19 protein-coding genes are annotated in these 25,443 nt (G+C 67.9%); 15 read left to right on the top strand and 4 right to left on the bottom strand.

Going from position 1 to position 25,443, the window contains the following annotated elements; all coding sequences use genetic code 11:
• Window positions 1–14: 14 nt before the first annotated feature.
• Entirely contained in the window at window positions 15–2,375 is a 2,361-nt protein-coding gene (locus tag G3T14_RS09940) for an EAL domain-containing protein (protein WP_163642225.1), read from the top strand.
• Between the two features lie 255 nt (window positions 2,376–2,630).
• Here G3T14_RS09940 and G3T14_RS09935 read toward each other — a convergent pair whose 3' ends face one another.
• Both G3T14_RS09935 and G3T14_RS09930 read right to left on the bottom strand, forming a co-directional pair.
• On the bottom strand, window positions 2,631–5,114 hold the full coding sequence (locus G3T14_RS09935) for a PBP1A family penicillin-binding protein (RefSeq protein ID WP_163642223.1): 2,484 nt from the start codon (window positions 5,112–5,114) through the stop codon (window positions 2,631–2,633).
• A gap of 230 nt (window positions 5,115–5,344) precedes the next feature.
• Complete coding sequence (locus tag G3T14_RS09930) at window positions 5,345–5,998, bottom strand: HdeD family acid-resistance protein (protein ID WP_163642221.1); 654 nt, start codon at window positions 5,996–5,998, stop codon at window positions 5,345–5,347.
• A gap of 231 nt (window positions 5,999–6,229) precedes the next feature.
• Between G3T14_RS09930 and G3T14_RS09925 the strand changes: the two genes are divergently transcribed.
• Window positions 6,230–7,489: an HlyD family secretion protein gene (locus G3T14_RS09925; RefSeq protein WP_163642219.1), complete on the top strand. Its 1,260-nt coding sequence runs from the start codon at window positions 6,230–6,232 to the stop codon at window positions 7,487–7,489.
• Window positions 7,486–9,180, top strand: coding sequence for a DHA2 family efflux MFS transporter permease subunit (locus G3T14_RS09920; protein ID WP_163642217.1), 1,695 nt, complete (start codon window positions 7,486–7,488; stop codon window positions 9,178–9,180). Before G3T14_RS09925 ends, G3T14_RS09920 begins: the two co-directional genes overlap by 4 nt.
• A gap of 16 nt (window positions 9,181–9,196) precedes the next feature.
• Here the strand turns inward: G3T14_RS09920 and G3T14_RS09915 are convergent, their stop codons facing one another.
• Window positions 9,197–10,345: a transglycosylase SLT domain-containing protein gene (locus G3T14_RS09915; RefSeq protein WP_163642215.1), complete on the bottom strand. Its 1,149-nt coding sequence runs from the start codon at window positions 10,343–10,345 to the stop codon at window positions 9,197–9,199.
• 320 nt (window positions 10,346–10,665) lie between these two features.
• On the opposite strand from G3T14_RS09915, the gene G3T14_RS09910 reads away from it, so the two are divergent.
• The 10 genes from G3T14_RS09910 to G3T14_RS09865 all read left to right on the top strand — a co-directional run bounded on the left by G3T14_RS09910 (window position 10,666) and on the right by G3T14_RS09865 (window position 22,008).
• Window positions 10,666–11,856 carry an inositol-3-phosphate synthase gene (locus G3T14_RS09910; RefSeq protein WP_163642214.1) on the top strand — a complete coding sequence of 397 codons (1,191 nt, stop codon included), beginning with the start codon at window positions 10,666–10,668 and terminating at the stop codon, window positions 11,854–11,856.
• A 5-nt stretch (window positions 11,857–11,861) separates the two neighbouring features.
• Window positions 11,862–12,779 carry a hypothetical protein gene (locus G3T14_RS09905; RefSeq protein WP_163642304.1) on the top strand — a complete coding sequence of 306 codons (918 nt, stop codon included), beginning with the start codon at window positions 11,862–11,864 and terminating at the stop codon, window positions 12,777–12,779.
• A 31-nt stretch (window positions 12,780–12,810) separates the two neighbouring features.
• Entirely contained in the window at window positions 12,811–13,995 is a 1,185-nt protein-coding gene (locus G3T14_RS09900) for a class I SAM-dependent methyltransferase (RefSeq protein ID WP_163642212.1), read from the top strand.
• Window positions 13,995–14,999, top strand: coding sequence for a Gfo/Idh/MocA family oxidoreductase (locus tag G3T14_RS09895; RefSeq protein ID WP_163642210.1), 1,005 nt, complete (start codon window positions 13,995–13,997; stop codon window positions 14,997–14,999). The genes G3T14_RS09900 and G3T14_RS09895 overlap by 1 nt, the downstream gene beginning before the upstream one ends.
• Before the next feature lie 16 nt (window positions 15,000–15,015).
• A complete protein-coding gene (locus G3T14_RS09890) occupies window positions 15,016–16,605 on the top strand; it encodes a YcaO-like family protein (RefSeq protein WP_163642208.1) in 1,590 nt (529 codons plus the stop codon).
• Window positions 16,602–17,447, top strand: coding sequence for a sugar phosphate isomerase/epimerase family protein (locus G3T14_RS09885; RefSeq protein WP_163642206.1), 846 nt, complete (start codon window positions 16,602–16,604; stop codon window positions 17,445–17,447). Before G3T14_RS09890 ends, G3T14_RS09885 begins: the two co-directional genes overlap by 4 nt.
• Entirely contained in the window at window positions 17,444–18,667 is a 1,224-nt protein-coding gene (locus G3T14_RS09880) for a glycosyltransferase family 4 protein (RefSeq protein ID WP_163642204.1), read from the top strand. Before G3T14_RS09885 ends, G3T14_RS09880 begins: the two co-directional genes overlap by 4 nt.
• A 4-nt stretch (window positions 18,668–18,671) precedes the next feature.
• Window positions 18,672–19,436: a PIG-L family deacetylase gene (locus G3T14_RS09875; protein WP_163642202.1), complete on the top strand. Its 765-nt coding sequence runs from the start codon at window positions 18,672–18,674 to the stop codon at window positions 19,434–19,436.
• A 204-nt stretch (window positions 19,437–19,640) separates the two neighbouring features.
• Window positions 19,641–20,708 (top strand): lysylphosphatidylglycerol synthase domain-containing protein, encoded by a 1,068-nt coding sequence (locus G3T14_RS09870; protein WP_163642201.1) that lies wholly within the window; start codon window positions 19,641–19,643, stop codon window positions 20,706–20,708.
• 25 nt (window positions 20,709–20,733) lie between these two features.
• Window positions 20,734–22,008, top strand: a complete 1,275-nt coding sequence (locus G3T14_RS09865; protein WP_163642199.1) for an ATP-binding protein — start codon at window positions 20,734–20,736, stop codon at window positions 22,006–22,008.
• A gap of 6 nt (window positions 22,009–22,014) precedes the next feature.
• On the opposite strand, the gene G3T14_RS09860 is transcribed toward G3T14_RS09865, so the two are convergent.
• Entirely contained in the window at window positions 22,015–22,269 is a 255-nt protein-coding gene (locus G3T14_RS09860) for a hypothetical protein (RefSeq protein ID WP_163642197.1), read from the bottom strand.
• Window positions 22,270–22,397: 128 nt separating this feature from the next.
• On the opposite strand from G3T14_RS09860, the gene G3T14_RS09855 reads away from it, so the two are divergent.
• Together G3T14_RS09855 and cueR are read left to right on the top strand one after the other, a co-directional pair.
• Window positions 22,398–24,908 (top strand): heavy metal translocating P-type ATPase, encoded by a 2,511-nt coding sequence (locus G3T14_RS09855; RefSeq protein WP_163642195.1) that lies wholly within the window; start codon window positions 22,398–22,400, stop codon window positions 24,906–24,908.
• On the top strand, window positions 24,905–25,372 hold the full coding sequence (gene cueR, locus G3T14_RS09850) for a Cu(I)-responsive transcriptional regulator (RefSeq protein WP_163642193.1): 468 nt from the start codon (window positions 24,905–24,907) through the stop codon (window positions 25,370–25,372). The genes G3T14_RS09855 and cueR overlap by 4 nt, the downstream gene beginning before the upstream one ends.
• Window positions 25,373–25,443: the final 71 nt, after the last annotated feature.

Below are 25,443 nucleotides of genomic sequence, written 5' to 3'. Positions count from 1 at the left end.
CTTGATAAGGCCGCATGATGCTCACGCTGGTTACGCTTTTGGAGAGTCAGGCGGTCAGCTTCGTGTTGGCCGCGGCGACGATCTGCGCGCTCAGCGCCTGGCTGATGGTGCACCTGCTCCATAAGGCAGAAGTGGCGCCGCGGGGACGTCGGGGCAGATGGCTCTTCGGCACCGCGCTCGCGGCCGGCTTGGGGGTCTGGACGACCCACTTCATGGCCATGCTCGGCTATCGAACCGACATCATCCTCGGCTACCAGTACGCGACCACGCTGGCATCGGCAGGGATCGCCGTCATAGCGGTCGGCCTCCCGTTCGCGCTGTCCGCACTGCCGTCCAGCCGATCCCTGCGCGGCGCCCTCGGGGCAGCAGCGGGGCTCGGTATCGGCGCGATGCACATCACCGGCATGGCGGCCCTGGAAGGGTGCACCCAGAGCCAGTCGGTTTTGGCGAATGGACTTGCGTGCCTTTGGGGCGCGGCATTTCTGGCCCTGATCCGCGCCCTGCCCAAGGGACGGCGTCCGTATCTCGTTCCCTGCCTGCTCATCGTGATGGCGGTCTGCGGCACGCACTTCATCTCCCTGGCCGGGACCGTGCTCGATGGCCAACGCGTCGGTGACCTCGTCTCGAACATCCAAGTCGCCTTGAGCGTGCTGACTGCTGCCGGCGCGGCAATCTTGATCCTCGGGGCCTTCATCGCGCTCGCCGCCACCAAGCGGTTCGAAGCGCAGGAGACGGCCCATCTCAACGTGCTCGCGACCGCCCTCCAGAACATGTCGAATGGCATCCTCAAGATCTCGCCCGGCGGACGGGTCGAACTCTACAACCAGCGCCTTTGCGGAATGCTCGGCCTGTCATCGGACGATCTGTTCGCGGGAATGCGCCTCGAGCAATTTCTCCAGGCAACGGGAGATGCCAACAGCTGGGATGCCGATCGGGTCACCAAAGTGCTGCACAACCATTGGCTCTGGATGGGCAAGACAGAGGAGACCCGGATCGAACACCATTTCGACGACGGTCGTATTCTGTCGATCGCCTGCCAACCGGTCGCGACCGGCGCCGTGCTCACCTACGAGGACGTGACCCGGGACCGGCGCGCTCAGGAAAAAATACTACACCTCGCCTATCACGATCCCCTGACGGGGCTGTCCAACAGGCTCGGCCTCAGCGAGCGCATGCTGGCGGGTTATCGCAAAGGTGAGCGATCGACCCTGCTCCTGCTCGACCTGGATCGCTTCAAGTCGGTCAACGACACCTTCGGTCATGCCATCGGCGATCGGCTCCTGGTGGCGGTGGCAGGTCGGCTGCGCAGCCAACTCGGCGAGGAGGGTTTCATTGCCCGGCACGGCGGCGACGAATTGGCGATCATCACGCCGGGTGATCACCTGTTCGGAGAGGAACTGGCCCAACGGATCGTCATGGATATCGAGCGGCCCTACACCCTCGACACCGTGACGGTCACGATCGGATGCAGCATCGGCATCTGTAGCGTCGGCGACAGCACCGGCCCCGACGATTGGATGCAGCGCGCCGACATCGCCCTGTACGAAGCCAAGCGCCGCGGTGGCGGGCAGGCGATGAACTATCAAACCGGGATGATCGAAGCGCACACCGAACGCTTCCATCTCGAAAACGATCTGCGGTCCGCGCTCGCACAGCAGCAGTTCCACCTCGTGTATCAACCCATCATGGCGCTGGCGACCGATCGGGTCGTCGCCTTCGAGGCGCTGATCCGCTGGAACCATCCGCACCGCGGCTTGGTCTCACCGGTCGAGTTCATTCCTCTGGCAGAAGACAACGGCTTGATCGTCCCCATCGGAAAATGGGTTCTGGAGCAGGCCTGCCGTGAAGCGGCCACCTGGCCGGCCGAGCAGCACCTCGCCGTCAACGTGTCGGCGGTGCAACTACGCTCTCCGCTGCTCATGGCTCATGTCGTCGGCGCTTTGGCGCAAAGTGGCCTGCCGGCGCATCGCCTGGAACTCGAACTCACCGAGACCGCACTCGTCGAAGACGGACGGCAGATCGTCCATACCCTGGCGGCCCTCCGCCAGCTCGGCATCAAGATTGCGATGGACGATTTCGGAACCGGCTATTCGTCCCTCGCCCACCTGCGCGATCTCCCCCTCGATCGGATCAAGATCGACCGGAGCTTCGTCGCCGCGGCGCTGAACGACAAGCAGTGCCTCGCCGTCATCAAAGCCGTGACCCAAATGGGCCGCGACATGGATATCCCGACATTGGCGGAGGGCGTGGAGAGCCTCGATCAGCTCGACCTTCTTCGATCGATCGGGTGTGACGCCGTGCAAGGCTATTTGATCGGCCGACCGGATTCGAAGGTTCAGTGTAGCGTGCCGGGCGAGATCAGCCAGGCGGCTTAGTCTAGCGCCGGCATCGAGAGGAAGGGTTCGTCAATCCGTTTCGATCGATCGTCGATGTATTGTGCTTGCTATCGAAAAGGTAAAACTTGAACGTTCGCGGCTTGATAGCTTCCATTTCTTTCAAGCGCCGGTCCCCTCTCCTGGAAGGAGAGGGAACCTGTTGCGCCCTTACCCACCGAGATCGTCAGCCGGTTTGAGGCAAACCCGAGACGGCGCGAGGGCCCAGTCGACTCCACAAGTCGCGACGCGCTGACTCTACCGTTCCCGCCGCCACAATCCGGCGCGCTCCGAGCGGGCTTGCTCCTCGGCGGCGAGAAGATCGGACGGCGCATCGTCCGACGCCCTGGCGCCGCCGGCCGCGAGGATGAGCGCGGCGAGGTCGTCGCCCTCTAGTTGGCAGCGTAGCGGGGCGGCGCCTGTATCCGCCGCCGCGGGCGTGCACACGACCTCGCGCCGGCGCAGGTAGCGCGCGAGTTGCCGTGCCAAGGCCCCGCCTTCGCCCTCGACGCCGAGCAGGCGCACGGTCCGGCCGCGGAACGCGAGCGTCCCGGTATCGATCACCTCCGGTACGCCGCGGACGCCGTTCCCGGGCGCGACGGCCGGGGCGACCTCCTTGGCCGGGGCCGGTTCGGCCCGTGCGGCGGCAGGCGGACGCTTGCGTCCGCGCGCCATCTGCGCCGAGGCGCGCTGTACGAAATCGCGAAACAGGCTCGCGGGGATGTCGCCGCCGCCGACCCGGTTCATCGACGCATTGTCGTCGTTGCCGACCCAGACGCCCACGACGAGGTCCGGCGTCATCCCGACGAACCAGGCATCGCGGTAATCCTGCGTCGTGCCGGTCTTGCCGCCCACCGGCATGCCGGAGACCCGGGCGCCCTTGCCGGTGCCGCCATCGACCACGGCCTGGAGCGAATCCAGCATCATCGCCCGAGCCTCGGTGGGCAACGCGGTGCCGGGCTTCGCCTCGGCGCGCAGATAGAGCGGCTCGGGCGCGCCGCCCCGGATGGCATGGATGGCATGGGTATCGATGGGCGCCGCCCCGGCGAGCACCCCGGCATAGGCGCGGGTCATTTCGAGGAGCGTCACCTCCGCCGAGCCGAGGGCGAGGCTCGGCACGTTGGGCAGGTCGGAGACGACGCCGAGGCTGCGCGCCGTGGCGATGACGGCGGGAATGCCGACCTCGTCGGCGAGCTGCGCCGCCACCGTGTTCACCGACTGGGCGAAGGCCGAGCGCAGCGGCATCGCGCCCTTGAAGCGCCCGGTGGAATTCTGCGGCTCCCAATCGCCGATCTGCACCGGGCGGTCCACCAGCACGGTCTCCGGCGTGAAGCCGTTCTCGTAGGCGGTGAGGTAGACGAACAGCTTGAACAGCGACCCGGCCTGACGCTTGGCCTGGGTGGCGCGGTTGAACTGGCTATCCTCGTAGTCGCGTCCGCCCACCAGAGCCAGGACGGCGCCCTCCTTGTTGAGCACCACCATGGCGGCCTGGGAGGCCTTCTTCTTCGGCCCTTCCGCGTCGAGGCGCCGGGCGACCACGCCCTCGGCGAGGCTCTGGAGATCGAGGTTGAGGGTGGTGCGCACCGTGACGTCGCCGGTGGTGTCGGCGAGCTTCTTGGCCTCGGCCGCCACCATGTCGAGGAAGTAGTTGGTGCCTTGAGGCGTCTCGGGCGGCGTGCGCAGGGTGATGGTCTGGGCGCGCGCCGTGTCGGCCTCCTTGGCGGTGATCGCCCCGGTCTCGACCATGGTCTGCAGCACCACGTCGGCGCGCTCCTTGGCGCCGCCGAAATTGCGGGTGGGGGCGAGCTGCGACGGCGCGCGCACCAGCCCGGCCAGCATCGCGGCCTCCGGCAGGGTCAGGGCCTTGGCGCCCTTGCCGAAATAGCGCCGGGCGGCGGCATCGATGCCGTAGGCGCCGGCGCCGAAATAGGCGGTGTTGAGGTACCCGAGCAGGATGTCGTCCTTCGACAGCGTGCTCTCGACACGCAGGGCCAGGAACGCCTCCTGGATCTTGCGCCGCAGGGTCTTTTCCTGGGTAAGCGAAGTGAGGCGGACATATTGCTGCGTGATGGTCGAGCCGCCTTCGCGCACCCCGCCGCCGACGGCGTTGCGCCACATCGCCCGCATCAGGCCGCGCGGGTCGACGCCCCAATGCGAATAGAAGCGCCGGTCCTCGATGGCGACCACCGCCTGGGCGAGATGAGGCGGCATGTCGGCGGCGACGAGCTTCTGGCCCTGGAACGCCCCGCGGGTGGCGAAGACCCTGCCATCGTCGGCCTCGACGGTGAGCGCGCGTTGGCCCACCTCCGGCACCACGCCACCCAGCGGCGGAAGGGTGAGGAAGCTGTAGATCACCAGCCCGGCAAGCAGCACCAGCGGCAGGGCGATTACGGCGAGGAGAGCGGCGACAACCGGACGAGCGCGCAGGCGGGCCGCCCTGCCGACCGGCGGCACCGCAATATCGGACAACGCGGTTGCCGTGGGTGCAACTGGTGCGGGGCGCGGCGTCCGCCGCATCAAGCGTTGGGCGGCCGGCCCCGTGGCGCGCGCTGCGCTCCTAGCCCCTCGACCGGCGCTGCGCGCGCCGCTCGCGACGAGAAGCCAGAGCTGCCGCCCGAGGGTGCGGGCCGCCGCCGCCGCCTCGCGTGCCGCCGCTCGGGCCTCTTGCGCCTCCTGCTGATTGGACGTGCCGGTGGGTGGAGCACGCTCGGAGTTCGGTCGTTCCGGATCGACGGGGTTCATACACAATCCGGATGAGGGCCCCGGAGATCGAGGCGTCCTGAGCGGGGGACCTTCCCCCTGACGGAGAAGGACGGTCCAAGCTGTGTAGCCGCATCGGAGAGTGGGAACACCCCTCTCCGCCGCCCTCGCGCTTCAGAGGGGAGCCGGTCGGAACGGACGGACCGATCCGATCTCCAGCGCATCCACGTCGGATTTGTCTCCGGAATCCGCCGGGTGGTGCAATACTCGGTTCAGGCGCGGGGTGCCGGTAGTGGCCGGCCCGCCGCATCGTGGCGTCCGCGCAGGCTGAAGGCGAGGATCAGCAGCATGATCCCGAAGGCCACCGCATACCCGCCGAACCACCAGGTCAGCACCAGGGCCGACATGCTGGGATTGATGAGCAGCGCCAGCCCGAACAGCGCCGAGACGATGCCGCCGAGCGCCAGCCACCAGCGCCCGTAATGCAGGTGCAACCGGAACGCCGCGGCGAGCATCAGGCCGCCGGTGACCAGGGCCCAGAGTGCGACGAGGTAGACGAAGGCCCACACCGCGGCGGCCGGCGCGAGGATCGCGGCCACGCCGACGATGAGGTCGAGGATGCCTTCTGCCAGGAGATAGCCCCAGCGCTCGTGATGCTGTGCCGCGCGCACGGAGGCGACGATGGTCACGAGGCCGTCGACCAGCATGTAGGCGGAAAAGAACAGCACCAAGGACAGCACGAACGCGCCGGGCGCCGCGAAGGCGACGATGCCGAAGGCGATGGCGACGATGCCGCGAAGCGCCACGAGCCACCAGTTGCGGGCGAGCACGGTGCTCATCGCGTCGAGGCGCTGAAGCCCGATCGGCGGTACGACCGAAGTCCGTGTGTCTCCGCCGGTGGGCTGGATCGGTGTTCCCGAGGTCATCGCATCACTCCGTTACTGGGGACCACGTCGGAAACCGTACATCACCGTCCGGCTGTCCCTGCCGCGTGAACGCCGCTCGCCTACGTGCGTTCCCCATCCGCTCCTGCGCCGGGCCCGTCTGCGGTTCATCCGCGCGGCCGGAACTAAAATACTTGGCGTCCCTTGAGGGTATCGAGGCGGGCTAGGGGGCATTGCGGCGATGTCCGCGACGCCGGGGTTGGACAGCGAAACATGCTCGAGGAGCAGCAAGGCGAAGCCGGCAGGCCTGCGCCAACTATCGATGCGCCCAAGGCCGACGTGTCCGCGAGCGGCAAGCCGGATCGTGACATCATGGACGTCGGCGGTCACGAGCAGCCACCGCAAGCGCGCGACGGCCAGGACCAGGACCAGCCGGCGGCGGAGGACGACGCGCCGCAATCCGATGCGTCCGACGACGCGGACGCCGAGGACGATACGGCCAAGCCCGGCTTGATCCGGCGCCACCCGCTCTGGACCGCCGCCATCGTCCTCGGCATCGTTGTGCTGGCTATCGCCGGGTATCTCTACTGGCTTCTGGCGCTCCATCCGTTCGAATCCACCGACGACGCCTTCGTCGATGCCCGGCAATTCTCGGTCTCGCCGAAGGTCGCCGGCTACGTCGTGGCGGTGCCGGTCACCGACAACCAGCACGTTCAGGCCGGCGACACCCTGTTCCAGATCGACCGGCGCGACTACGACGTCGCTCTCGCGCAGGCCAAAGCGCAGGTGGCCTCGGCAAAGGCGTCGATTGCCAATTTCGACGCGCAGATCGCCGGGCAGCAGGCGCAGGTCGCGGTGGCCGCGGCGCAGGTGACGCAAGCCGAGGCCTCGCTGAAATTCGCGCAGGAAGATGCCGCGCGCTACCGCGACCTCGCCGAGCGCGGTGCCGGGACGATCCAGCGCTCGCAATCCTCGACATCGACCCTCGACCAGCAGCAGGCCGGGTTGAAGAGTGCCCAGGCGAGCGTGCTCGCCGCCAAGACCCAGATCGGTGCGCTCGAAGCGCAGAAGGCGGGGGCGCAGGCCAACCTCGCCATGGGTGAGGCGCAGGTGGCGCAGGCTACCCTGAACCTCGGCTACACCACCGTGACGGCGGCTCAAGCGGGACGCGTGGTTCAGCTCTCAGGCGCCAAGGGTCAGTTCGCCCAGGCCGGGCAAACCCTCTCGACCTTCGTTCCCGACGATATCTGGGTGATCGCCAACTACAAGGAGACGCAGATCGCCGACATGCGGCCGGGCCAGCATGCCGATATCGCCATCGACGCCTATCCCGATCGCAAGATCACCGGGCACGTCGAGTCGGTGCAGCCGGGCTCCGGCACCGCCTTCAGCCTGCTGCCGGCCCAGAACGCCACCGGCAATTACGTGAAGGTGGTCCAGCGCATCCCGGTCAAGATCGTCGTCGACGCGTGGCCAACCGACGTCGCCATCGGCCCGGGCATGTCGATCGTCCCCAAGGTCCACGTGCGATGAGTGCGGGCGCCGGCGCGGCCGGCGGTGGACGGGCGAAGTCGGGTCCTGCTGCCTCTCGGATTGGATCGCAAGCCAAGCCGAAGGCCGACACCCAGACCAAGCCGAAGGCCGACACCCAGGCCAAAGCTCCCGGCGGTCACAACCCATGGGCGATCGCACTCGTGGTGTCGCTCGCCACTTTCATGGAGGTGCTCGACACCACCATCGCCAACGTGGCTTTGCGCTACATCTCGGGCGGCCTCGCGGTGGGGCCGGACGAGGCGGCCTGGGTGGTGACGAGCTATCTCGTCGCCAATGCCATCGTGCTCACGGCATCGAGCTTTCTCGCCAAACGATTCGGCCGCAAGGCGTTCTTCATGTGGAGCATCGCCCTGTTCACCGTCGCCTCGGTGCTGTGCGGCTTTGCCTGGAACCTCGAATCACTCCTCGCCTTCCGCGTGCTCCAGGGGCTCGGCGGCGGCGGCATGGCGCCGCTGGCCCAGTCGATCCTGGCGGATTCGTTCCCGCCGGCCAAGCGCGGACAGGCCTTCGCCCTCTATGGTCTCGCGGTGGTGGTGGCCCCCGTGGTCGGGCCGACCCTCGGCGGCTGGCTCTCCGACAACGTGTCCTGGCATTGGTGCTTCCTCATCAACGGCCCGATCGGCATCGTCGCACTCGTGCTGATGAACCTGCTGCTCGAGGACCCGCCGAGCGCGGTGGCGGAGCGCAAACGCTTGCGCCGGCAGGGCGTGCGCTTCGATGTCGTCGGGTTCATCCTGGTCGCGACCTTTCTCGGGGCGCTCGAGGTTGTCCTCGACGAAGGCCAGCGCAAGGATTGGTTCGGCTCGAACTTCATCATCGTCTTCGCGGTGATCAGCGCAGTCGCCTTCGTGGCGATGATCCCGTGGGAATTGACCCGTAAGAACCCGGTGATCGACCTGAAGCTGCTCGGCTCGCGCCAGTTCGGCTCGTGCTTCCTGGTGATGATGGCGACCGGCGCCATCCTGATCGCCACTACGCAGTTCATCCCGCAGCTCGTGCAGGAATATTTCGGTTACACCGCCACCCTGGCCGGACTCGTCCTGGCCCCCGGCGGCCTCGTCACCGTCGTCATGATGCTGGTGATCGGGCGCGTCTCCGGGCTGGTCCAGCCGAAATATCTCATCGCCTGCGGCGCGGCGATCGTGGCCTTCGCCATGTATGATCTGACCCGGCTCTATGGCGACGTGAGCTTCGGGTTCTTCGCGTGGTCCCGCGTCTATATCGGCATCGGTCTGCCGATGATCTTCATCTCGATCACGGCGGCGTCCTACGAGGGTATCGACAAGTCGCAGACCGATCAGGCGTCCGCGCTGATCAACGTCGCCCGCAACGTCGGCGGCTCGATGGGCGTCTGCCTCGCGCAGAACGTGCTGGCCTACCGTCAGCAATTTCACCAGAGCCGGCTCGGCGAGAGCATCAACGCGGCCAATCCGAACTACCAGGCAACGCTGAAATCCGTGACGCAGTACTTCCAGGCCCACGGCGCCACCGGCGTCGAGGCCCAGAGCCAGGCCATCGCCTGGATCGGTCAGCAGCTCCAGAATCAGGTGGCGTTCTGGGGCTATATCGACGTGTTCTGGGCGCTCTGCCTCGTCTCGGCCTCGGCGGTGCCGCTGGCAATGATTCTCAGCAACGTCAAACGCGGGGGCGAAGCTCCTGCCGGGCATTGATACCCCTGCCGGAGGTCTACTCGTCGGACGGCGCCGTCGCCTCGGTCACCCGCACCCGCTCCACCGGCTTGGCTGCGTCCGGGATCGCCTCGGCGACGACCGGGGCGACGAGCGCCGCGACGCCTTCGTAGCGGTCGAGGCGCCGGTCGATCATGCCGCCGATCTTTTCGCGGACTTCGGCCATGGTCAGGCTGCGGCGGCCACGCCCGGCTTTTTCGGTGAACAGGCTACGGTTGGCGCGGGCGGCGGCCTTGAACACCTGCTTGGCCACCTGATCCGGCTTCTCGCTGGTGAGCGCGAGGAAGCGGCCGGCGCTCGACGTGCCGAGGAAATGCGCGAAATAGAGTTCGGCCGTGGTCAGATCGCGCCCGATGCGCTGTTCGATCCGACCGCGGTCGCGGGTGATCAGCTCACCGGCCATCAGGGCGGCGACGTAGGGATCCTGGCGCAGGCGCAGCACGCGCGTGCGCGTCGCCTCGTCGGAAATCGTGATCGCGGGACCGCGCCCGGTGACGGCGGCCGCTTCCGTAGCGAGACCGTGGCGGGCGCCGTAGGTCTGGATCAGTTCGAGCCAGGTGGTCGACAGGAACTGGAACAATCCCTCGGCCGAGGAGGTCGCGGCCCGGACCGTGGTCGAGAAGCTCGATTCCTTATCGGCGAGCGCCATCAGGTAGACCGGATCGACATTGGTCTCGGTGGCCGCCCGCAGGATCGTATCGACGATCTCGCGCGGCACTTCCATGGCGCCGAAGCGCAGGCGCTCGGTGCCTGCCGCATCCCGAGTGGGGGCCAGGGTAGCGAGATCGGTCTCGATCAGCGCCAACGTCGCGGGTTCCTGCTCGACGACGGGAACCCCGAGCCAGTCGCCGGCATTCTGAGCGCTTTCCGCTTGCGTGATGCTGCGCGCCGCAATGGCGCTTTCGTCGATGCGGTCATGGGCGAAGGCCGCCGGAGCGACTGCGTTCTGCGGCAGGCTCGATCCGATGACGAGGCCGGCCAGTAGGATAGCAAGGGTCCGACGACCCAGGATCGAAAGCGTGTGGCGCGCGCGGCGCTCGGTCCGCGGCAGCCAGGCCACGGTACAATCTGCATTGAAGGTCTCGTTGGGCACGAGACGGCTCACGTCGTCGGCGCAGAGCGCCGGCTCCGGGAAAAACCCCATCATTGGTCCTTGTTCGTGCCGCCGCCTTCGTGGGCGCGGCTTCGATCTGTCAGTTCAGCGAGGGGACGTCTCGCCGGTCGCTGTGACCAGATTGGGACAGCTCGGTGATTCAACCGTGGCAGGCTTAACGGACGGTTAAGGCTCTGTTTTCACGAATATTTAACCCTTCGTTCGGGTCGTGTTCAGACCAACCGCGGCAAAAAGGCGTTTCCCCGAGGGCTTGGAACGAAGCAATACGAGCCCAGTTAGCTAGGGCCATACGGGTGCGCTCTCCAAAGTCGAGCCTGACGCCCCGCGGACCCAATGAAGGAAGCCTTGTCCCAATGACCATGCAGACCGGTCGCCGTGTCGGCGTAGCGTTCGTTGGCATGGGTGGCGCTGTCGCCACCACCGCCATCGCAGGCATCGAGATGATCAAATCCGGATCGAACAGACTCGATGGATTGCCGCTCGCAGGCCTCTCCGTGGCCGGAATGGCCGACTACAAGGACCTCGTGTTCGGTGGTTGGGACCTGAACGACGACGATCTCGCCTCCGCCGCCACCGGCCACGGCGTGCTGACGAAGCAGGATATCGAGAACGGCGCGCAGGTGCTCAAGGGCATCAAGCCGTGGCCTGCGGTGGGCAGCGCCAAGTTCTGTAAGAACATCGAGGGCGGCAACCGCATCGTCGCCGCCGACCACCGCGAGGCGGTCTCGGTCATCGCCAACGACCTTCGCCGTTTCCGCCTCGAGAGCAATCTCGACGCGGTGGTGGTCGTGAACCTGGCATCCACCGAGCGTTGGCCGGATCTGACCGTCGCGACGCTCAATTCGGTGGACGCCTTCGAGAAGGGGCTCGATTCCAGCGACGAATCGATCAGCCCGGCGATGCTGTACGCCTATGCGGCGATCAAGAGCGGCATCCCCTACGCCAACTTCACCCCGAGCGTCGCGGCCGACGTGCCCGCCCTCCTGCAGATGGCGACGGAGCTCAACGTTCCGGTGGCCGGCAAGGATGGCAAGACCGGCCAGACCATGATGAAGACGGTGCTGGCGCCGGCCTTCAAGGCCCGCGCGCTCCATGTCGATGGCTGGTTCTCCACCAACATCCTCGGCAATCGCGACGGTCTCGCCCTCAACGACAAGGACTCGCTGCAGTCCAAGCTCAACACCAAGGGCACGGTGCTGGACTCGATCCTCGGCTATCCGGTCGAGGACCACTTGGTCCACATCCACTATTACCGGCCGCGCGGCGACGACAAGGAAGCCTGGGACAACATCGACGTCAGCGGCTTCATGGGCCAGCGGATGCAGATCAAGGTCAACTTCCTCTGCAAGGATTCCATCCTGGCCGCACCGCTCGTGATCGAGATCGCTCGAGTCCTCGATCTCGCCAAGAAGCGTGGCGACGGTGGGCCGCAGCAGCAGCTGTCGACCTTCTTCAAGGCGCCGATGATGCCGAGCGGCGAAAGCCCCGAGCATGATTTCGGCAAGCAGCAGACCATGCTGCTCGACTGGCTCGGCGTGAACTGATGTCCATGACCTCGGAGAGCGGCGGTCCGGCCGCTCCCCTGGCGCTGCGCGCGCTGCTCGTCGAACTCAACGACCTCAAGCGCGTGCATTCGGCCGGGCGCACCGGCTCCATCGCCGAGCGCCTGTTCGCTCAGGGCTGGAGCGCGCTCACCGGAGGCGCGTCGGCCGAGGACGTGGCGCTCGACGTGACCGCCAAGACGCTGGCGGCATCGCGCCTCTGCGATCTCGACGCCGCCTTTCTGGAATCGGCCGGACTTTCGACCGCGGATGCGGCGACGGTCTTGGTCGCCGGCTTCGATGACGTGACGGCAGAGGTCGATGGCGGACTTCGCGACCGCCTTCGCGAGTCGCTGCGAGACCCGAAAGATTTCGTCGCCGGTCCAGTGCCGGTGTTCGTGGCAGCTCTGGCGCAGCAGCCCCGGGCCGGCGTCACCTGTCCGGGCAAGCCACGGATTCTGCTCGAACCGCCCGAGAACCACGCCGAGCATTGCCTGATGGTGGCGGTCTACGGCGTGGTGCTGAGCCCGTTCTACCGAGCTGATCCGACGCTCGTTTTCCTCGCCGCCATGAGCCACCATTTCCACAACGCGGCGATGCCGGATGCCGGTTTCACCGGCGAGATGCTGCTCGGCGATCATCTTCTGCCGATCATGGCCCGCACCACGCAATGGGCGCTCGATGAACTCGACCCGGCCCTGCGCGAGACGGTTGCGCGCGCCCGCGCGGTGCTTTCCGACGATGCCACTGCGGAGGGGGGTGCCTTCCATTCGGCCGATTGCATCGACCGGGTTCTGCAGATCGCCCAGCACCTGCGTGCGGCGACCCTGACCATGGACACCGTGCTCGACGAGATGGAACTCGTCCATGCCGGGCCGGTGAAGGGGTTCCACGACCGCGTGCTCAAGGATATGCGCATCCCGTGATCCGAACGGTCGATCGCGTGGATGCAATGCCATGATTCCCTTCATGCTTCACTCGCCCGAGACCGGCGAGCCTCTGAAGGCCGATACCCCGCATTCGCTGCGGGAGGCCGAATCCGGCGCCCGCTGGCCGGTGATCGACGGGATTCCGTATCTGAGGACCAATCGTGCGGACCTCGTCCGGCAGACGCTCAAGCTCCTCGATACCGGAGAGCGCGGTCTTGCCCTGGAGGGTCTGCTCGCCGATCAGGACGATTGGTGGACCGGCCCGCCGGCCGACCCCCTCGATCTGCATGAATTGGTGCGTGACAACGCCAAGCTGACCCTGCGCGATGCGGTTCGCCTCCTCGGCTGGGGCCGCGTCGGCGATTACTTCGTCAATCGCTGGAGCGACCCGACCTATCTCGCCGGGCTGGCACTGCTGGAAGCGCACTGGAACGATCCGGTCTGCGTCTTCGAATTCGCCTGCGGCATCGGCCAGTATCTCCGCGAATTTGCCCTGCGCGGCATCAAGGTCGCCGGCGCCGACGTGGTCTTCGCCAAGCTCTGGGTCGCCCGGCACTGGGTTGTGGGCCCGAAGGCACAGTTCGTCTGCTTCGATGCCGGGTCGGCGCATTGGCCGATCCCCGAGGCGCCGGTCGACCTCGTGGTCTGCAACGATGCCTTCTATTTTCTCGACGGCAAGGCCGAGGTCCTCGATTGCCTTCGCCAGAATGCCGGCGACGACGGTTGGCTGGCGTTGAGCCACATCCACAACAGCGATTGTCCCGGTTTCTCGGCGGGACGCGCGGTGTCCGCGCTCGACATCGACGAGTTGTTTCCCGATGGCCTTGTCTATGACGACGCCGAACTCACCCGGGCTCTGGTGGAGAAGCGGGCGCCGTCGCCGCGCGCACCCCTCGACCTGAAGCAATGCGAGGCGTTTTCCGTGGTGGCCGGCCCCGGCATGCGTCCGGCGCCACGTCCGATCCTCGATGGCATCACCCTGCCGCGAAAGGGGGCGAAACTGCGCCTCAATCCGCTCTACGTGCCCGAGCCGGGCGGCGGATACGCCATCCACTGGCCCTCCGAGCGCTATGAGGCGGAATACGCCGCGCGCGCCACCTATCCGATGCACTCGGCCGGCCCCGAGACCCTCGACTGGGCCGGCGGCGAGAACACGCCGGAGGCCACCCGTGTGCGCGTCCGCGAGTTCGTCGACCTGCCGGAGCGGTGGTGATGGGCGATCGGGTCGGTTGGGGCATCGTCGGCTACGGCTGGGTCGCGCGCGATTACATGGCGCCGGGCATCCGTGATGCCGGGCATCGCCTCGTCGCCGTCGCCGATCCGGGCCTGGCCTCGCGCGCGGCGGCGCAGGCCCACGGGGCCCGCGCTTATGAAAGCGTCGCCGAACTGATCGCCGATCCCGAGGTCGAGGCGGTTTATGTCGCGACGCCGAACCACCTCCATCGCGAGGCTGTCGAGGCTTTGGCAGCATCCGGCAAGGCGATCCTGTGCGAGAAGCCGATGGCCGCCGCGTTGGCCGATGCCGAGGCGATGGTTGTGGCGGTGGACCGGCACAGCACTTTCTACGCGACTGCGTTCGACCAGCGCCATCACCCGGCTCACCGGGCGCTACGCGACCTCATCGCGGAAGGCCGTGTCGGAACGGTCACGACGATCCGCATCGTCTATGCCTGCTGGCTGCATCGGGATTGGACCTCGTTCGCCGGGCAGGACAATTGGCGCATCGACCCGCTGAAGGCCGGTGGCGGTGCCTTGATGGACCTGGCACCGCATGGGCTCGATCTTATTGACTTCCTCCTCGGGGAATCCATCGTCGATCTCGCGGCCCTGACCCAGGCCAGGGCGCAGGATTATGCGGTGGACGACGGGGCGTTGCTGATCGGGCGCACCGCCTCCGGCATCCTCGCCAACTTGCATGTCGCCTACAATTGTCCGGACGCATTGCCACGGCGCCGCCTCGAAGTGCTCGGCACCGAGGGGCAGCTCACCGCCATCGACACGATGGGGCAGGTGGCCGGCGGTTCACTGACGTTCACCGACGGTATAAGCGGGACGTTCCAACCTATCGCCTTCGATACGCAGGCTTCGCCGTTCCTCGAACAGGTGCGGGCATTCGGCTCGGCCCTGCGTCGCCCGGACGAACGCGCGGCCTACAGCGCGACGCGCGACCTGCACACGATGCGGCTGCTGGCCCGCGCCTACGCCGCATTGCCTTGAGGAACGGACACAGACCTTGACCGAACAGGACCAGGACGACCGGGCCCGCCACAGCCGGATCAAGTCGCCGCGCGCCTATACTTACGGCGGCCCGCGCCAGATCGAGGGCCTACCCTCCACTCTGCCCGAGCCCGTGCGGGCCTATCTCGACATCCTGCCGAAGGGCCGCATCGTCGGCTTCCCGCTGGCACCCCTCGACCGCACCGGGATTCCGGTCTGGTTCGTTTCGCTGTTTCTCGACGATCCGTTCTTCGTCGGCGCGATGCCGAGCGGCATCGGCTACGGCGCCACCGACGACGAGGCACTGATCGGCGCGGTCGCGGAGATCGCCGAGAACCTGATGCCGTCGTTGGCGGTGATGCCGCGCAAGAAGGAGCGCGGCAGCTACGACGACCTCGTGAAGGTGTTCGGCGCGAAGTCCGTCGCCGATCCCCTGACCCTGTGCCTCCCCGCCGGAAGCCCGGTCGGCCGCGCCACGCCGCTCGAATGGACCCAGACCGTGCGCGCCCGGACCGGCGAGACCGTGCTGATGCCGCTGGACATCGCGGCCACCGATTATTTCGAGCTGTCCGAGGGCTACAAGCCCTTCACCAACCTCATCACCAACGGTCTCGGTGCCGGCCCGGACATCGACTTCGCTTTGGGCCATGGCCTGCTCGAACTGCTGCAGCGCGACGGCAACGGCCTGCTGTTCCGGGCCCTCGACCAAGGCGTGATGCTCGACGTCTCGGAGGGGCTCGGCCCCGAGACGCGGGCGATGCTCGACCGTCTCGATGCGCTCGGCATCAAGGCGCTGCCGAAATTCGCCACCGACCAGTTCGGACTGACCAACATCTACGTGGTCGGCTACGACCGGAATCTGGCCGACACCCCCGTGCCCATCGCGCTCTCGGCCTGCGGCGAGGCCTGCGATCCCGATCGCGAGCGGGCCTTGCGCAAGGCTTTGCTCGAATTCCAAGCGGCGCGGGTGCGCAAGGCCTTCGGCCACGGCCCCCTCGATTTCGCCGAACGCGTCACGCCTCCGGGCTACGTCAAGGCGTTCATCGACAAGGCCCTGCCGAGCCTCGATCTCGAGGAGAGCCGGGCGCTCAAGGCCATGCTCGAGTGGATCGTGCTGCCGCCCGAAGATCTGGCCGCCAACCTGCGCGAGACGGTCTATTCCGAGCGCAGCACCAAGGCGTTTTCGGAGCTGCCGACCACACCGGCGCCCGATGGCCACGCGCGCGGCCGCATCGCCCGCGACCGGCTCGAACAGGCCGGGTTCGACGTGCTCTATGTCGATTGCGCGCCGCCCGGCGGCGGTATCGGCGTGGTCAAGGCAATCGTGCCGGGTCTCGAAGTCGAAACCATGAGCTACCACCGCATCGGCGAGCGCAACGCGCGGAAACTCCTCGAGCGCGATCATCCGCTGATCCGCTTCGGCGAGGAGAGCGAGACCCTGCGTCCGGTGCAGTTGACGCCGGAGGCTATCGAACGCTTCGGCGGCCAGCCGCTGTTCGACACGGCGCTGGCGGATACCATCGTCGGCGCGCACTATCCACTCTACCGCGAGCCGGAATCGCACCACGCGCCGTTCCGCCTCGCCCAGCAGGGGAGGGCGGCATGAGTCTTCGCTTCGCCTACAACACCAACGGAGCGGCCAACCACCGCCTCACCGACGCCGTCGATCTCATCGCCGAGGCCGGCTACCAGGGCGTCGCCCTCACCCTCGACATTTATCACCTCGACCCGTTCGGCGAGCATTGGGTGCAGGACGCGCAGGCGCTGTCGAGCCGGATGCAGCGCCTCGGCCTCGGCTGCGTCATCGAGACTGGCGCCCGGTTTCTTCTCGACCCGAAGATGAAGCACGAGCCGACCCTGGTGAGCGGCGATGCCGTCGGCCGCGCCCGCCGCATCGGCTTCCTCAAGCGCGCCGTGGATATCGGCGCGATCCTGCACGCCGAGGCGGTGTCGTTCTGGGCCGGGGTACCCAAAGATGGCATCGACCGCGAGCAGGCCAGGCACTGGCTCCAGGACGGCCTCGTCGAAGTCGCGGCCTATGCGCGGGAGCACGGAATCGTGCCGTGCCTGGAGCCGGAGCCCGGCATGCTGGTGGAGACCCTCGACGATTTCGCAGCCCTGTCGGTGGAAGGACTGAGCCTCGCTCTCGACACCGGCCATTGCCTCGTCACCGGCGAGCGCGAGCCGGTCGCCGCGATCGCCGAGTTCGCCGATCGCATCGGCACCGTGGCGATCGAGGACATGAAGCGCGGGCAGCACATCCACCTGCCGTTCGGTGAAGGCGACATGGACGTGCCGGCAGTGCTCGACGCCCTCGACGCCATCGGCTTCTCCAAGCTGATCTGCGTCGAACTCTCGCGCGAGAGCCACCGGGCCGACGTGATGATCCCGGCCTCGCTGAAATTCCTGCAGGAATGCCGCAAGCACAGGGCGGAGCCGCACGCGTGAGGATTTGCTTCGTCAGCCGGCGCTACTTCCCGGCCATCTCGGGCATGAGCGTCTATGCGCAGAACCTGTTGCGTGAACTCGTGGCGGCGGGCCATGAGGTCACGATGATCAGCCAGTATCGCGGCGATGCGTTCGGTACCCGGGTCTATGGCGGCGGCCCGCCTCCGCCCGTTCCCGGCGTCAAGGTCATCGGCCTCGAACAGATCGGCGAGCAGACCGACGGCGATTTCGAGCGCGACATCGAGACGATGGTCGCCACCATCGTCGCCGAGCACGCGAAAACGCCCTTCGACATCCTGCACGCGCAGTACGGCTACCCCACCGGCTGGGCGACTTTGCTCGCCTCGAAGGCGATCGGCGTGCCGAACGTGGTCTCGATTCAGGGCGGAGACGGCCACTGGGTCGGCTCGTGCTGCGAGACTCACCGCGTCGCCATGTGCGCCGTTCTGGCCCACGCCAACGCGCTGCTCATCGGCGGGCAATCCTTCGTCGGCGAGGTCTGCGAACGGCTCGGCTCCGACCCGGCCCGCTTCACCATCGTGCCGGGTGCCGTCGACACCGCGCGCTTCACGCCGGGTCCGGGCGGTCACGTCGGCCCGGTGCGCCTGTTCTACCACGGCCGCGTGGATCGCCGGAAAGGCGTGCTCGACTTCATCGACGCGCTCGGCCTGTTGCGGGCGCGCGGCGTGCCATTCGCGGCGATCATTTCCGGGATCGGGCCGGATGTGGACTCGTCGAAGGCCCTGGCGGCCGAGTTGAACTTTTCGGAGCGCGAAATCCGCTTCACCGGATATGCCGATTACGACACCGTTCCGGACCTCTATCGTCAGGCCGACGTGTTCGTGTCGCCGACCTATGCGGAGGGGTTCTCCAACACCATCCTGGAAGCGATGGCGGCTGGGCTCGCGGTGGTCTCGACCCATTCGGTGGGCGTGTCGGATTGTCTGCGCGACGAAGAGAACGGTCTCATGGTCCAGCCCGGCGATGTCGTCGCACTGGCCGATGCCCTCGCCCGCGTCATCACCGACGAGCCGCTGCGTCGGCGTCTCGCTGAGGACGGCCTCGCGGAATGTCGCCGGGTCTATTCGTGGAGCGCGGTCGGCGGTCAGATCATGGACGTCTACGCGGCCCAGGTGCACGCGAAGCCCGACACCGATTTTGCCGGCACGCTGCCGTACGATCCGACCTGTCGCTTTCGCGCCGAACCGCACCTGCTCTGAGCCGATGCCCGTCGCCCTCGCTTTGTCGCCGCATCTCGACGATGCCGCCTTCTCCTGCGGCGGCACGCTCCATCGCCTCGCGCAGGCCGGATGGCGTGTGGTGATGGCCACGATCTTCACCGGATCGGTGCCTAAGCCCACCGGATTCGCGCTCGCTTGCCAGACCGACAAGGGCCTCGGGCCCGAGATCGACTACATGGCTTTGCGCCGGGCCGAGGATGTCGCGGCGGCGCGGGCGCTGGGGATCGGCGCACCGGTCCATCTCGGTTTTCGCGAGGCGCCGCATCGCGGCTACGCCTCGGCGCCGGCTTTGTTCGCGGCCGTCCGCGCCGACGATGCCATCGTGCCCGACCTGAGCCGGACATTTCGCGATTTGGTGGCGGAGACGACGCCCGATCTGATCCTGGCGCCACAAGCGGTGGGTGGGCATGTCGACCACGTCCAGGTCGTCCAGGCACTGATGGATCTCGCGCCGGTCGCGCCGATCCTGTGGTGGCGGGATTTCCCCTACACGGTACGCAGCGCGAGCCCGAAGGAGCCGCTGCGCGCGCGCTTCGCCGACCTGCCCGACGTAGCGATCACATTCGATGATCGTGCACAAAACGCCAAGGCCGCCGCTTGCGCCGCCTACACGACGCAGATCGGGTTCCAGTTCGGTGGCGCCGAAGCCCTCGCCGCACGTCTCGCGGAGGAGGGCGGCGTCGAGCGCTTCCGCCGCACCGGGCCTCTCCCGATGGATCTGGCCCAGGCGGTCGGCGAGGCCGTCTGAATTCGTGGCGTTTCGCCCTGCTGACGCCCTCGCCATCGAATACGCTCCAGCTTCTCGCCTGGGCACATCCGTTGCCGGTCGCTGGCAATTGGCGGCGGATGCCCCTAAATGCGGGCAACGGGCCGCGGTCCGGCACAAGCGCGGGCCAACCCATGCCGCCGTCGAGGTCGAGCGGGGAGCCCGGCGGAGGCGGACGCCGACACGATGAATTTTGTGGGACAGCACAAGAAGCTCGGCCTGGCCGAGGCGGTCGAGGCTGAAACGCCGGCGGCCACCCCGCTGGGCGATTCGACTCCGCCGTCCGAGAACAAGTTGTCGTTGAAGGGGCGCTACGCCTGGATCGGCACCATCGCCAGTCTGCTGATCTTCGCCGCCTCGCTGTTCGTGGTGTGGAAGCTCGCCCAGACCGTGACCTGGGCCGAACTCCATACGGCCTTCACCGCGGCCACCTTCGAGCAGCTGAGCTCTGCGTTCCTGTTCGTCGGCCTGAGCTACCTGTTTCTCACCTGCTACGACGCGCTCGCGTTGCGCCAGCTCAAGATCAAGGTGCCCTACCGGATCACCGCACTCGCCTCGTTCACGAGCTACGCGGTGAGTTTCACCCTCGGGTTTCCGCTGCTCACCGCGGGTACGATCCGCTACTGGATCTACTCCAGCAAGGGCTTGAGCGCGGCCAAGATCGCGGCGCTCACGGTGATCGCCGGATTCACCTTCTGGCTCGGCATGGGCGTGGTGCTCGGCCTCAGCCTGATCGTCGAGGCCGGCCAGCTCGCCGCACTCACCTTCACCAGCATTCGGCTCAACCAGGGCATCGGCTTTGCCGCCCTGCTCGCCGTGGTGGTCTATCTCGCCTGGGTCTCGCTGAAGCGCCGCAGTGTCCGGGTGAAGGGCTGGCGCCTCGAATTGCCGGGCGCGTCGGTGTCGCTCAGCCAGATGGTGGTCGGCATCGGCGACGTCTGCGCGGCGGCCGCCACCCTTTACCTGCTGCTGCCGGCGGGCACCACCATCGGCTTCACCACCTTCGTGGCGATCTACGTGCTCGCCGCCATGCTGGGCATCGCGTCGAACGCGCCCGGCGGCCTCGGAGTGTTCGAGGCCACCATCCTGCTCGCGCTCTCGAGCCTGCCGCGCGATCAGGTGCTCGGCTCGCTGCTGCTGTTCCGGGTCTGCTATTATCTCGTCCCGTTTGTCATCGCACTGGCCATGCTCGGCGTCTACGAAGTCGCCAAGCGCGTCCGCCGGACGCGAAATGGCGGGGGCGCGAGCGCCTGACGCCGCACGGATCACCGGGGGCAGAATGGCACGAGGAGCGCGTCGATCCGCGTGGACGGCCGCGGCGGTCGCGACAGTGGCGCTCGGCGGCGTCGCCTGGCTGCACGGGACGCTCGACGGGACGTGGCTCGCCGCCTCCGGCGTCGCCCTGGCACTCGGTGGCGTGATCGGAGCGCTCGGCCAGCCCCGCATCGTATTGGCGCCCGAGGCGCAATCCCCCACCCGACATTCCATCGCCGAGGCGCTGCTCGCCAATATCCCCGACCCGGTCATTCTGGTGGATCGGCGCGCTATCGTCATTGAGGTGAACCCCGCCGCCCGCGCGCTGCTGCCGGCCCTGAAGGTGCGCCACCCGCTCTCCTTCGCCCTGCGCGCCCCCGATGTCCTCGACGGCATCGAGGAGGTGCTGCGTTCCGGGCTGCCGCTGAAGACGCTCTACACCACCCGGGTGCCCACCGAGCGCGCCTTCGAGGTTCAGATCGGTGCCCTGCCGATGCCGGACGGGCCGGGGGGCGGCCAGCCCAACGTCGTCCTGTTCCTGCGCGACCTCACCTCCGCCCGGCGGCTGGAGGCGATGCGGGTGGATTTTGTCGCCAATGCCAGCCACGAACTGCGCACGCCCCTGGCCTCGCTGCTCGGATTCATCGAGACCCTGCAGGGCCCGGCCCGCAACGACGCCTCCGCCCGCGAGCGCTTCCTCGGGATCATGAAGACCCAGGCGCACCGGATGACGCGCCTGATCGACGACCTGCTGTCGCTCTCCCGCATCGAGTTGCGCGAGCACGTGGCGCCGACGAAGACGGTGGATCTCGGCCGGATCGCGCGGCAGATGGTCGACACCCAAGGCCCGCTCGCCCGCGAGCGCGGGGTCGCGCTGACCCTTGAGGCCGAGGGCGCGTTCCCGGTCCTGGGCGAACGCGACGAGTTGCTGCGCGTGGTGGAGAATCTCGTCGAGAACGCCGTGAAGTACGGCAGCAGCGGCGGAATGGTCGTCGTCTCGCTGGCGCGCAGTTCCGGCGACGCACCCGGCAAGGCCAGGATCATCCTGGCGGTTCGCGATGCCGGGCCGGGCATCGCGCCCGAACACATCCCGCGTCTCACCGAGCGGTTCTACCGGGTCGACGTGGCGTCGAGCCGCGACAAGGGCGGAACCGGGCTCGGCCTCGCCATCGTCAAGCACATCGTCAACCGCCACCGCGGCAAGCTCGTCATCGAGAGTACCCCGGATGTCGGCACCACCGTGCGTGCGCTGCTACCGGAAGCTCCGGTGGCCCAGAAGGTCGAATCCACCGCCGAGTGAACGGCCTCAGGACCGCGTCGTGCCGAGCTTTTCGTAATGGCCGGCGACGATGCCCTTCAGGATCGGCAGGAACGGCGACGGGCTGAGGCGCTGGTCGATGGCGTGATCGAGCATGCTGAGCGCCGCGATCTGCTTCTGCGGACCGGGGAAGGTCGCCAGATAGGCGACGATGCTGGCATCCGCCGAGGCTTCCCCCGACGGGATATCGGCGGTGATCAGCGCGCTCAGCGTCCGCATGCAGGTGTCGAGGGGGTGTGCCATCCGGACCATATGAACCGAATGGCGCGCCCGCGCCATGCATGTCGGAGTCGCCGGCTCAAAATCCGCGGCCCTCGATTATCCCCCCCACCCTTGACCTTCCCACCATGGGAAGCCCCACATGGTGGGACATGGACAATCGATCGAATTTCTCCCCGCTCGTTCCCCTTGCATCGTCCGAGCCCCCGCGCCGGCTCACGGTTCCCATCGCCGGAATGTCGTGCGCGTCCTGCGTCGGCCGGGTCGAGCGGGCGCTGTCAGCTTTGCCCGGCGCGTCGGATGTCGCCGTTAATCTCGCCACCGGGCGGGCGACCCTGAGCATCACGGGCGCGGACGCCGCCAAAAGCGTGGGCGAGGCCGTGGCGAAAGCCGGATACGTCGTCCCGGAGACGACGACGGTGGTCGGTATCGACGGGATGAGCTGCGCCTCCTGCGTCGGACGGGTGGAACGGGCGCTCGCCGCCCTGCCGAACGTCGCCGCGGTGTCGGTCAATCTCGCCACCGCCGAGGCCACCATCCGCCATACGGACGGCCTGGTGGACCGTGCCGATTTGGAGGCCGCGGTGCGCAAGGCCGGCTATGAGCCCCGCGCCGCGGTGGTTGCCGGAAGCTCTGAAGGGTCACAGCGCGCCCGGCAGGATGCGGAGGCGGCCGCACTCCGAAAGGATTTCACCCTCGCGGCCGCTTTGGCGCTGCCGGTGATCATCCTCGACATGGGCGGGCATCTGGTGCCCGGTTTCGGTGCGGCCGTACACGGAACGCTCGGCATGGCGGGTGCCGCCTGGGTGCAGGCCTCCCTCGCCACCCTCGTCCTCGCCTGGCCCGGCCGGCGGTTCTTCCGCCAGGGGGTACCGGCCCTGTTGCGCGGACATCCCGACATGAACGCCCTCGTGGCTTTGGGAGCCGGTGCCGCCTACCTGTATTCCCTGGTCTCGACGTTCGCGCCCGGTCTCCTGCCGCCCGGCACCGCGCATCTCTATTTCGAGGCCGCGACCCTCATCGTCACGCTGATCCTGCTTGGTCGGACGCTGGAGGCCCGGGCCAGGGGCCGGACCGGGGCGGCCATCGCGCGCCTGATGAATCTCGCGCCCAAGACCGCCCGTGTGGTGCGTGACGGGGTCGAGACCGAAATCGCGCAGGAGGCGCTCCGCATCGGCGACGTGGTGCGGGTGCGCCCGGGTGAGCGGATCGCCGCCGACGGTACGCTGGTGTCGGGGTCGAGCTACGTCGACGAGAGCATGGTGACCGGCGAGCCGGTGCCGGTCGCGAAGGAAGCCGGCGCCGAAGCGGTGGGCGGTACCCTCAACACTACCGGGAGCTTCGACCTCAGGGTGGACAGGACCGGCGCCGACACCGTGCTCGCCCGGATCGTCGCGATGGTGGAGGCGGCGCAGGGGGCCAAGCTGCCGATCCAGGCCCTGGTCGATCGGATCACCGGCTGGTTCGTGCCCGCGGTGATGGCCGCCTCCGCCCTGACCTTCGTCGCGTGGTTCGCCCTCGGCCCGAGCCCGGCCCTCGGCTTCGCCCTGGTCAATGCCATCGCGGTGCTGATTATCGCCTGCCCCTGCGCCATGGGCCTCGCGACGCCGACTTCCATCATGGTGGGCACCGGTCGTGCCGCCGAGCGCGGCGTACTGTTCCGCAACGGGACCGCGCTGCAGGCCCTGCGCGACGTGACGGTGGTCGCCCTCGACAAGACCGGCACCCTGACCGAGGGACGGCCGATACTCACCGATCTGCTGCCGGCGTCGGATTTTGCGGCCGACGACGTGCTGCGCCTCGCCGCCGCCCTCGAATCGCGCTCCGAGCATCCCATCGCCCGGGCGATCGTCGCCGCCGCGGCCGCGAAGGCTCTGCCGCTCGGCGCAGTCACCGATTTCGAGGCTGTGGCCGGATACGGAATTACCGGACAGGTCGATGGTCGTAGGGTCGCCATCGGGGCGGCGCGGCTCATGGACCGGCTCGGCATCGCTACCGACCGGCTCGGCCCCGAGGCGGCGCGCCTCGATTCGCAGGGGCGCAGCCCGCTCTACGCTGCCATCGATGGACGCCTCGCGGCCCTGATCGCGGTGGCCGATCCGATCAAGCCCGGTGCGGCCGAAGCAGTGGCGGCCCTGCGGGCGCAGGGGCTCGTGGTGGCGATGGTGACGGGGGATGCGCGCGGCGCTGCCAAGGGTGTCGCCCGCAGCCTCGGCATCGACGAGGTCTCGGCCGACATCCTGCCCGGCGGCAAGGTCGATGCGGTGAAGGCCTTGCGGGCGCGCTTCGGCGCGGTCGCCTTCGTCGGCGACGGTATCAACGACGCCCCGGCCCTCGCCGAGGCCGATGTCGGGCTCGCCATCGGCACCGGCACCGACATCGCCGTGGAGAGCGCCGACGTGGTGCTGATGTCGGGCGCCCTCGACGGGATCGTCACCGCGATCCGGTTGTCGCGGGCGGTGATGCGCAACATCGGCCAGAACCTGTTCTGGGCGTTCGCCTACAACGTCGCCCTGATCCCGGTGGCGGCGGGCGCACTCTACGTGTTCGGCGGCCCGCTGCTGTCGCCGGTGCTGGCGGCAGGGGCCATGGCCCTGTCGAGCGTCTTCGTCCTCGCCAACGCCCTGCGGTTGCGCCGCGCCGGGGGAGGGCAGCCCGCATGAAGCCCGCCGATTCTATCACCATCGGCGAGGCGGCCCGCGCCACCGGCGTCTCGGCCAAGATGATCCGCTATTACGAGGAGACCGGGCTGCTCGGCCCCGCCGCCCGCACGGCGAGCGGCTATCGGCTCTATGCCCCCGCCGACCTCCATGCGCTCCGCTTCGTGCGGCGCGGCCGCGACCTCGGCTTCTCGGTGGAGGACATCAAGGCATTGCTGGCTCTGTGGCAGGACCGCGCGCGGGCGAGCGCCAAGGTGAAGGCCCTGGCCCTCGGACACGTGGACGATCTGCGCCGCCGCATCGCCGCGCTGGAGGACATGGCCCGGACCTTGAGCGATCTCGCCGAGCATTGCTGCGGCGATGCCCGCCCCGACTGCCCGATCCTCGACGATCTCGCGGCCGGCGCGACAACGGGCGACGGGCCCCACCACCCTGCCTTTGGCGTGGGACGAACGCCGTCTCGCTGAGAACGTCGTGGACGGTTCATCCCATAAGGTTACGGTCGATCGCAGATCTGGCCTCTGGTTTGCTGCGCGCT

Source organism: Methylobacterium sp. BTF04, assembly GCF_010692745.1.
Classification (GTDB): domain Bacteria; phylum Pseudomonadota; class Alphaproteobacteria; order Rhizobiales; family Beijerinckiaceae; genus Methylobacterium.
The sequence above is the reverse complement of the archived record's forward strand: the minus strand, read 5'-3'. Positions and strand labels throughout refer to the sequence as shown.

Coding starts and splice junctions, on each gene's coding strand:
- G3T14_RS09940 (WP_163642225.1), top strand. CDS start 15: ATGATGCTCACGCTGGTTACGCTTTTGGAGAGTCAGGCGGTCAGCTTC.
- G3T14_RS09935 (WP_163642223.1), bottom strand. CDS start 5,114: ATGAACCCCGTCGATCCGGAACGACCGAACTCCGAGCGTGCTCCACCC.
- G3T14_RS09930 (WP_163642221.1), bottom strand. CDS start 5,998: ATGACCTCGGGAACACCGATCCAGCCCACCGGCGGAGACACACGGACT.
- G3T14_RS09925 (WP_163642219.1), top strand. CDS start 6,230: ATGCTCGAGGAGCAGCAAGGCGAAGCCGGCAGGCCTGCGCCAACTATC.
- G3T14_RS09920 (WP_163642217.1), top strand. CDS start 7,486: ATGAGTGCGGGCGCCGGCGCGGCCGGCGGTGGACGGGCGAAGTCGGGT.
- G3T14_RS09915 (WP_163642215.1), bottom strand. CDS start 10,345: ATGATGGGGTTTTTCCCGGAGCCGGCGCTCTGCGCCGACGACGTGAGC.
- G3T14_RS09910 (WP_163642214.1), top strand. CDS start 10,666: ATGACCATGCAGACCGGTCGCCGTGTCGGCGTAGCGTTCGTTGGCATG.
- G3T14_RS09905 (WP_163642304.1), top strand. CDS start 11,862: ATGACCTCGGAGAGCGGCGGTCCGGCCGCTCCCCTGGCGCTGCGCGCG.
- G3T14_RS09900 (WP_163642212.1), top strand. CDS start 12,811: ATGATTCCCTTCATGCTTCACTCGCCCGAGACCGGCGAGCCTCTGAAG.
- G3T14_RS09895 (WP_163642210.1), top strand. CDS start 13,995: ATGGGCGATCGGGTCGGTTGGGGCATCGTCGGCTACGGCTGGGTCGCG.
- G3T14_RS09885 (WP_163642206.1), top strand. CDS start 16,602: ATGAGTCTTCGCTTCGCCTACAACACCAACGGAGCGGCCAACCACCGC.
- G3T14_RS09875 (WP_163642202.1), top strand. CDS start 18,672: ATGCCCGTCGCCCTCGCTTTGTCGCCGCATCTCGACGATGCCGCCTTC.
- G3T14_RS09870 (WP_163642201.1), top strand. CDS start 19,641: ATGAATTTTGTGGGACAGCACAAGAAGCTCGGCCTGGCCGAGGCGGTC.
- G3T14_RS09865 (WP_163642199.1), top strand. CDS start 20,734: ATGGCACGAGGAGCGCGTCGATCCGCGTGGACGGCCGCGGCGGTCGCG.
- G3T14_RS09860 (WP_163642197.1), bottom strand. CDS start 22,269: ATGGCACACCCCCTCGACACCTGCATGCGGACGCTGAGCGCGCTGATC.
- G3T14_RS09855 (WP_163642195.1), top strand. CDS start 22,398: ATGGACAATCGATCGAATTTCTCCCCGCTCGTTCCCCTTGCATCGTCC.
- cueR (WP_163642193.1), top strand. CDS start 24,905: ATGAAGCCCGCCGATTCTATCACCATCGGCGAGGCGGCCCGCGCCACC.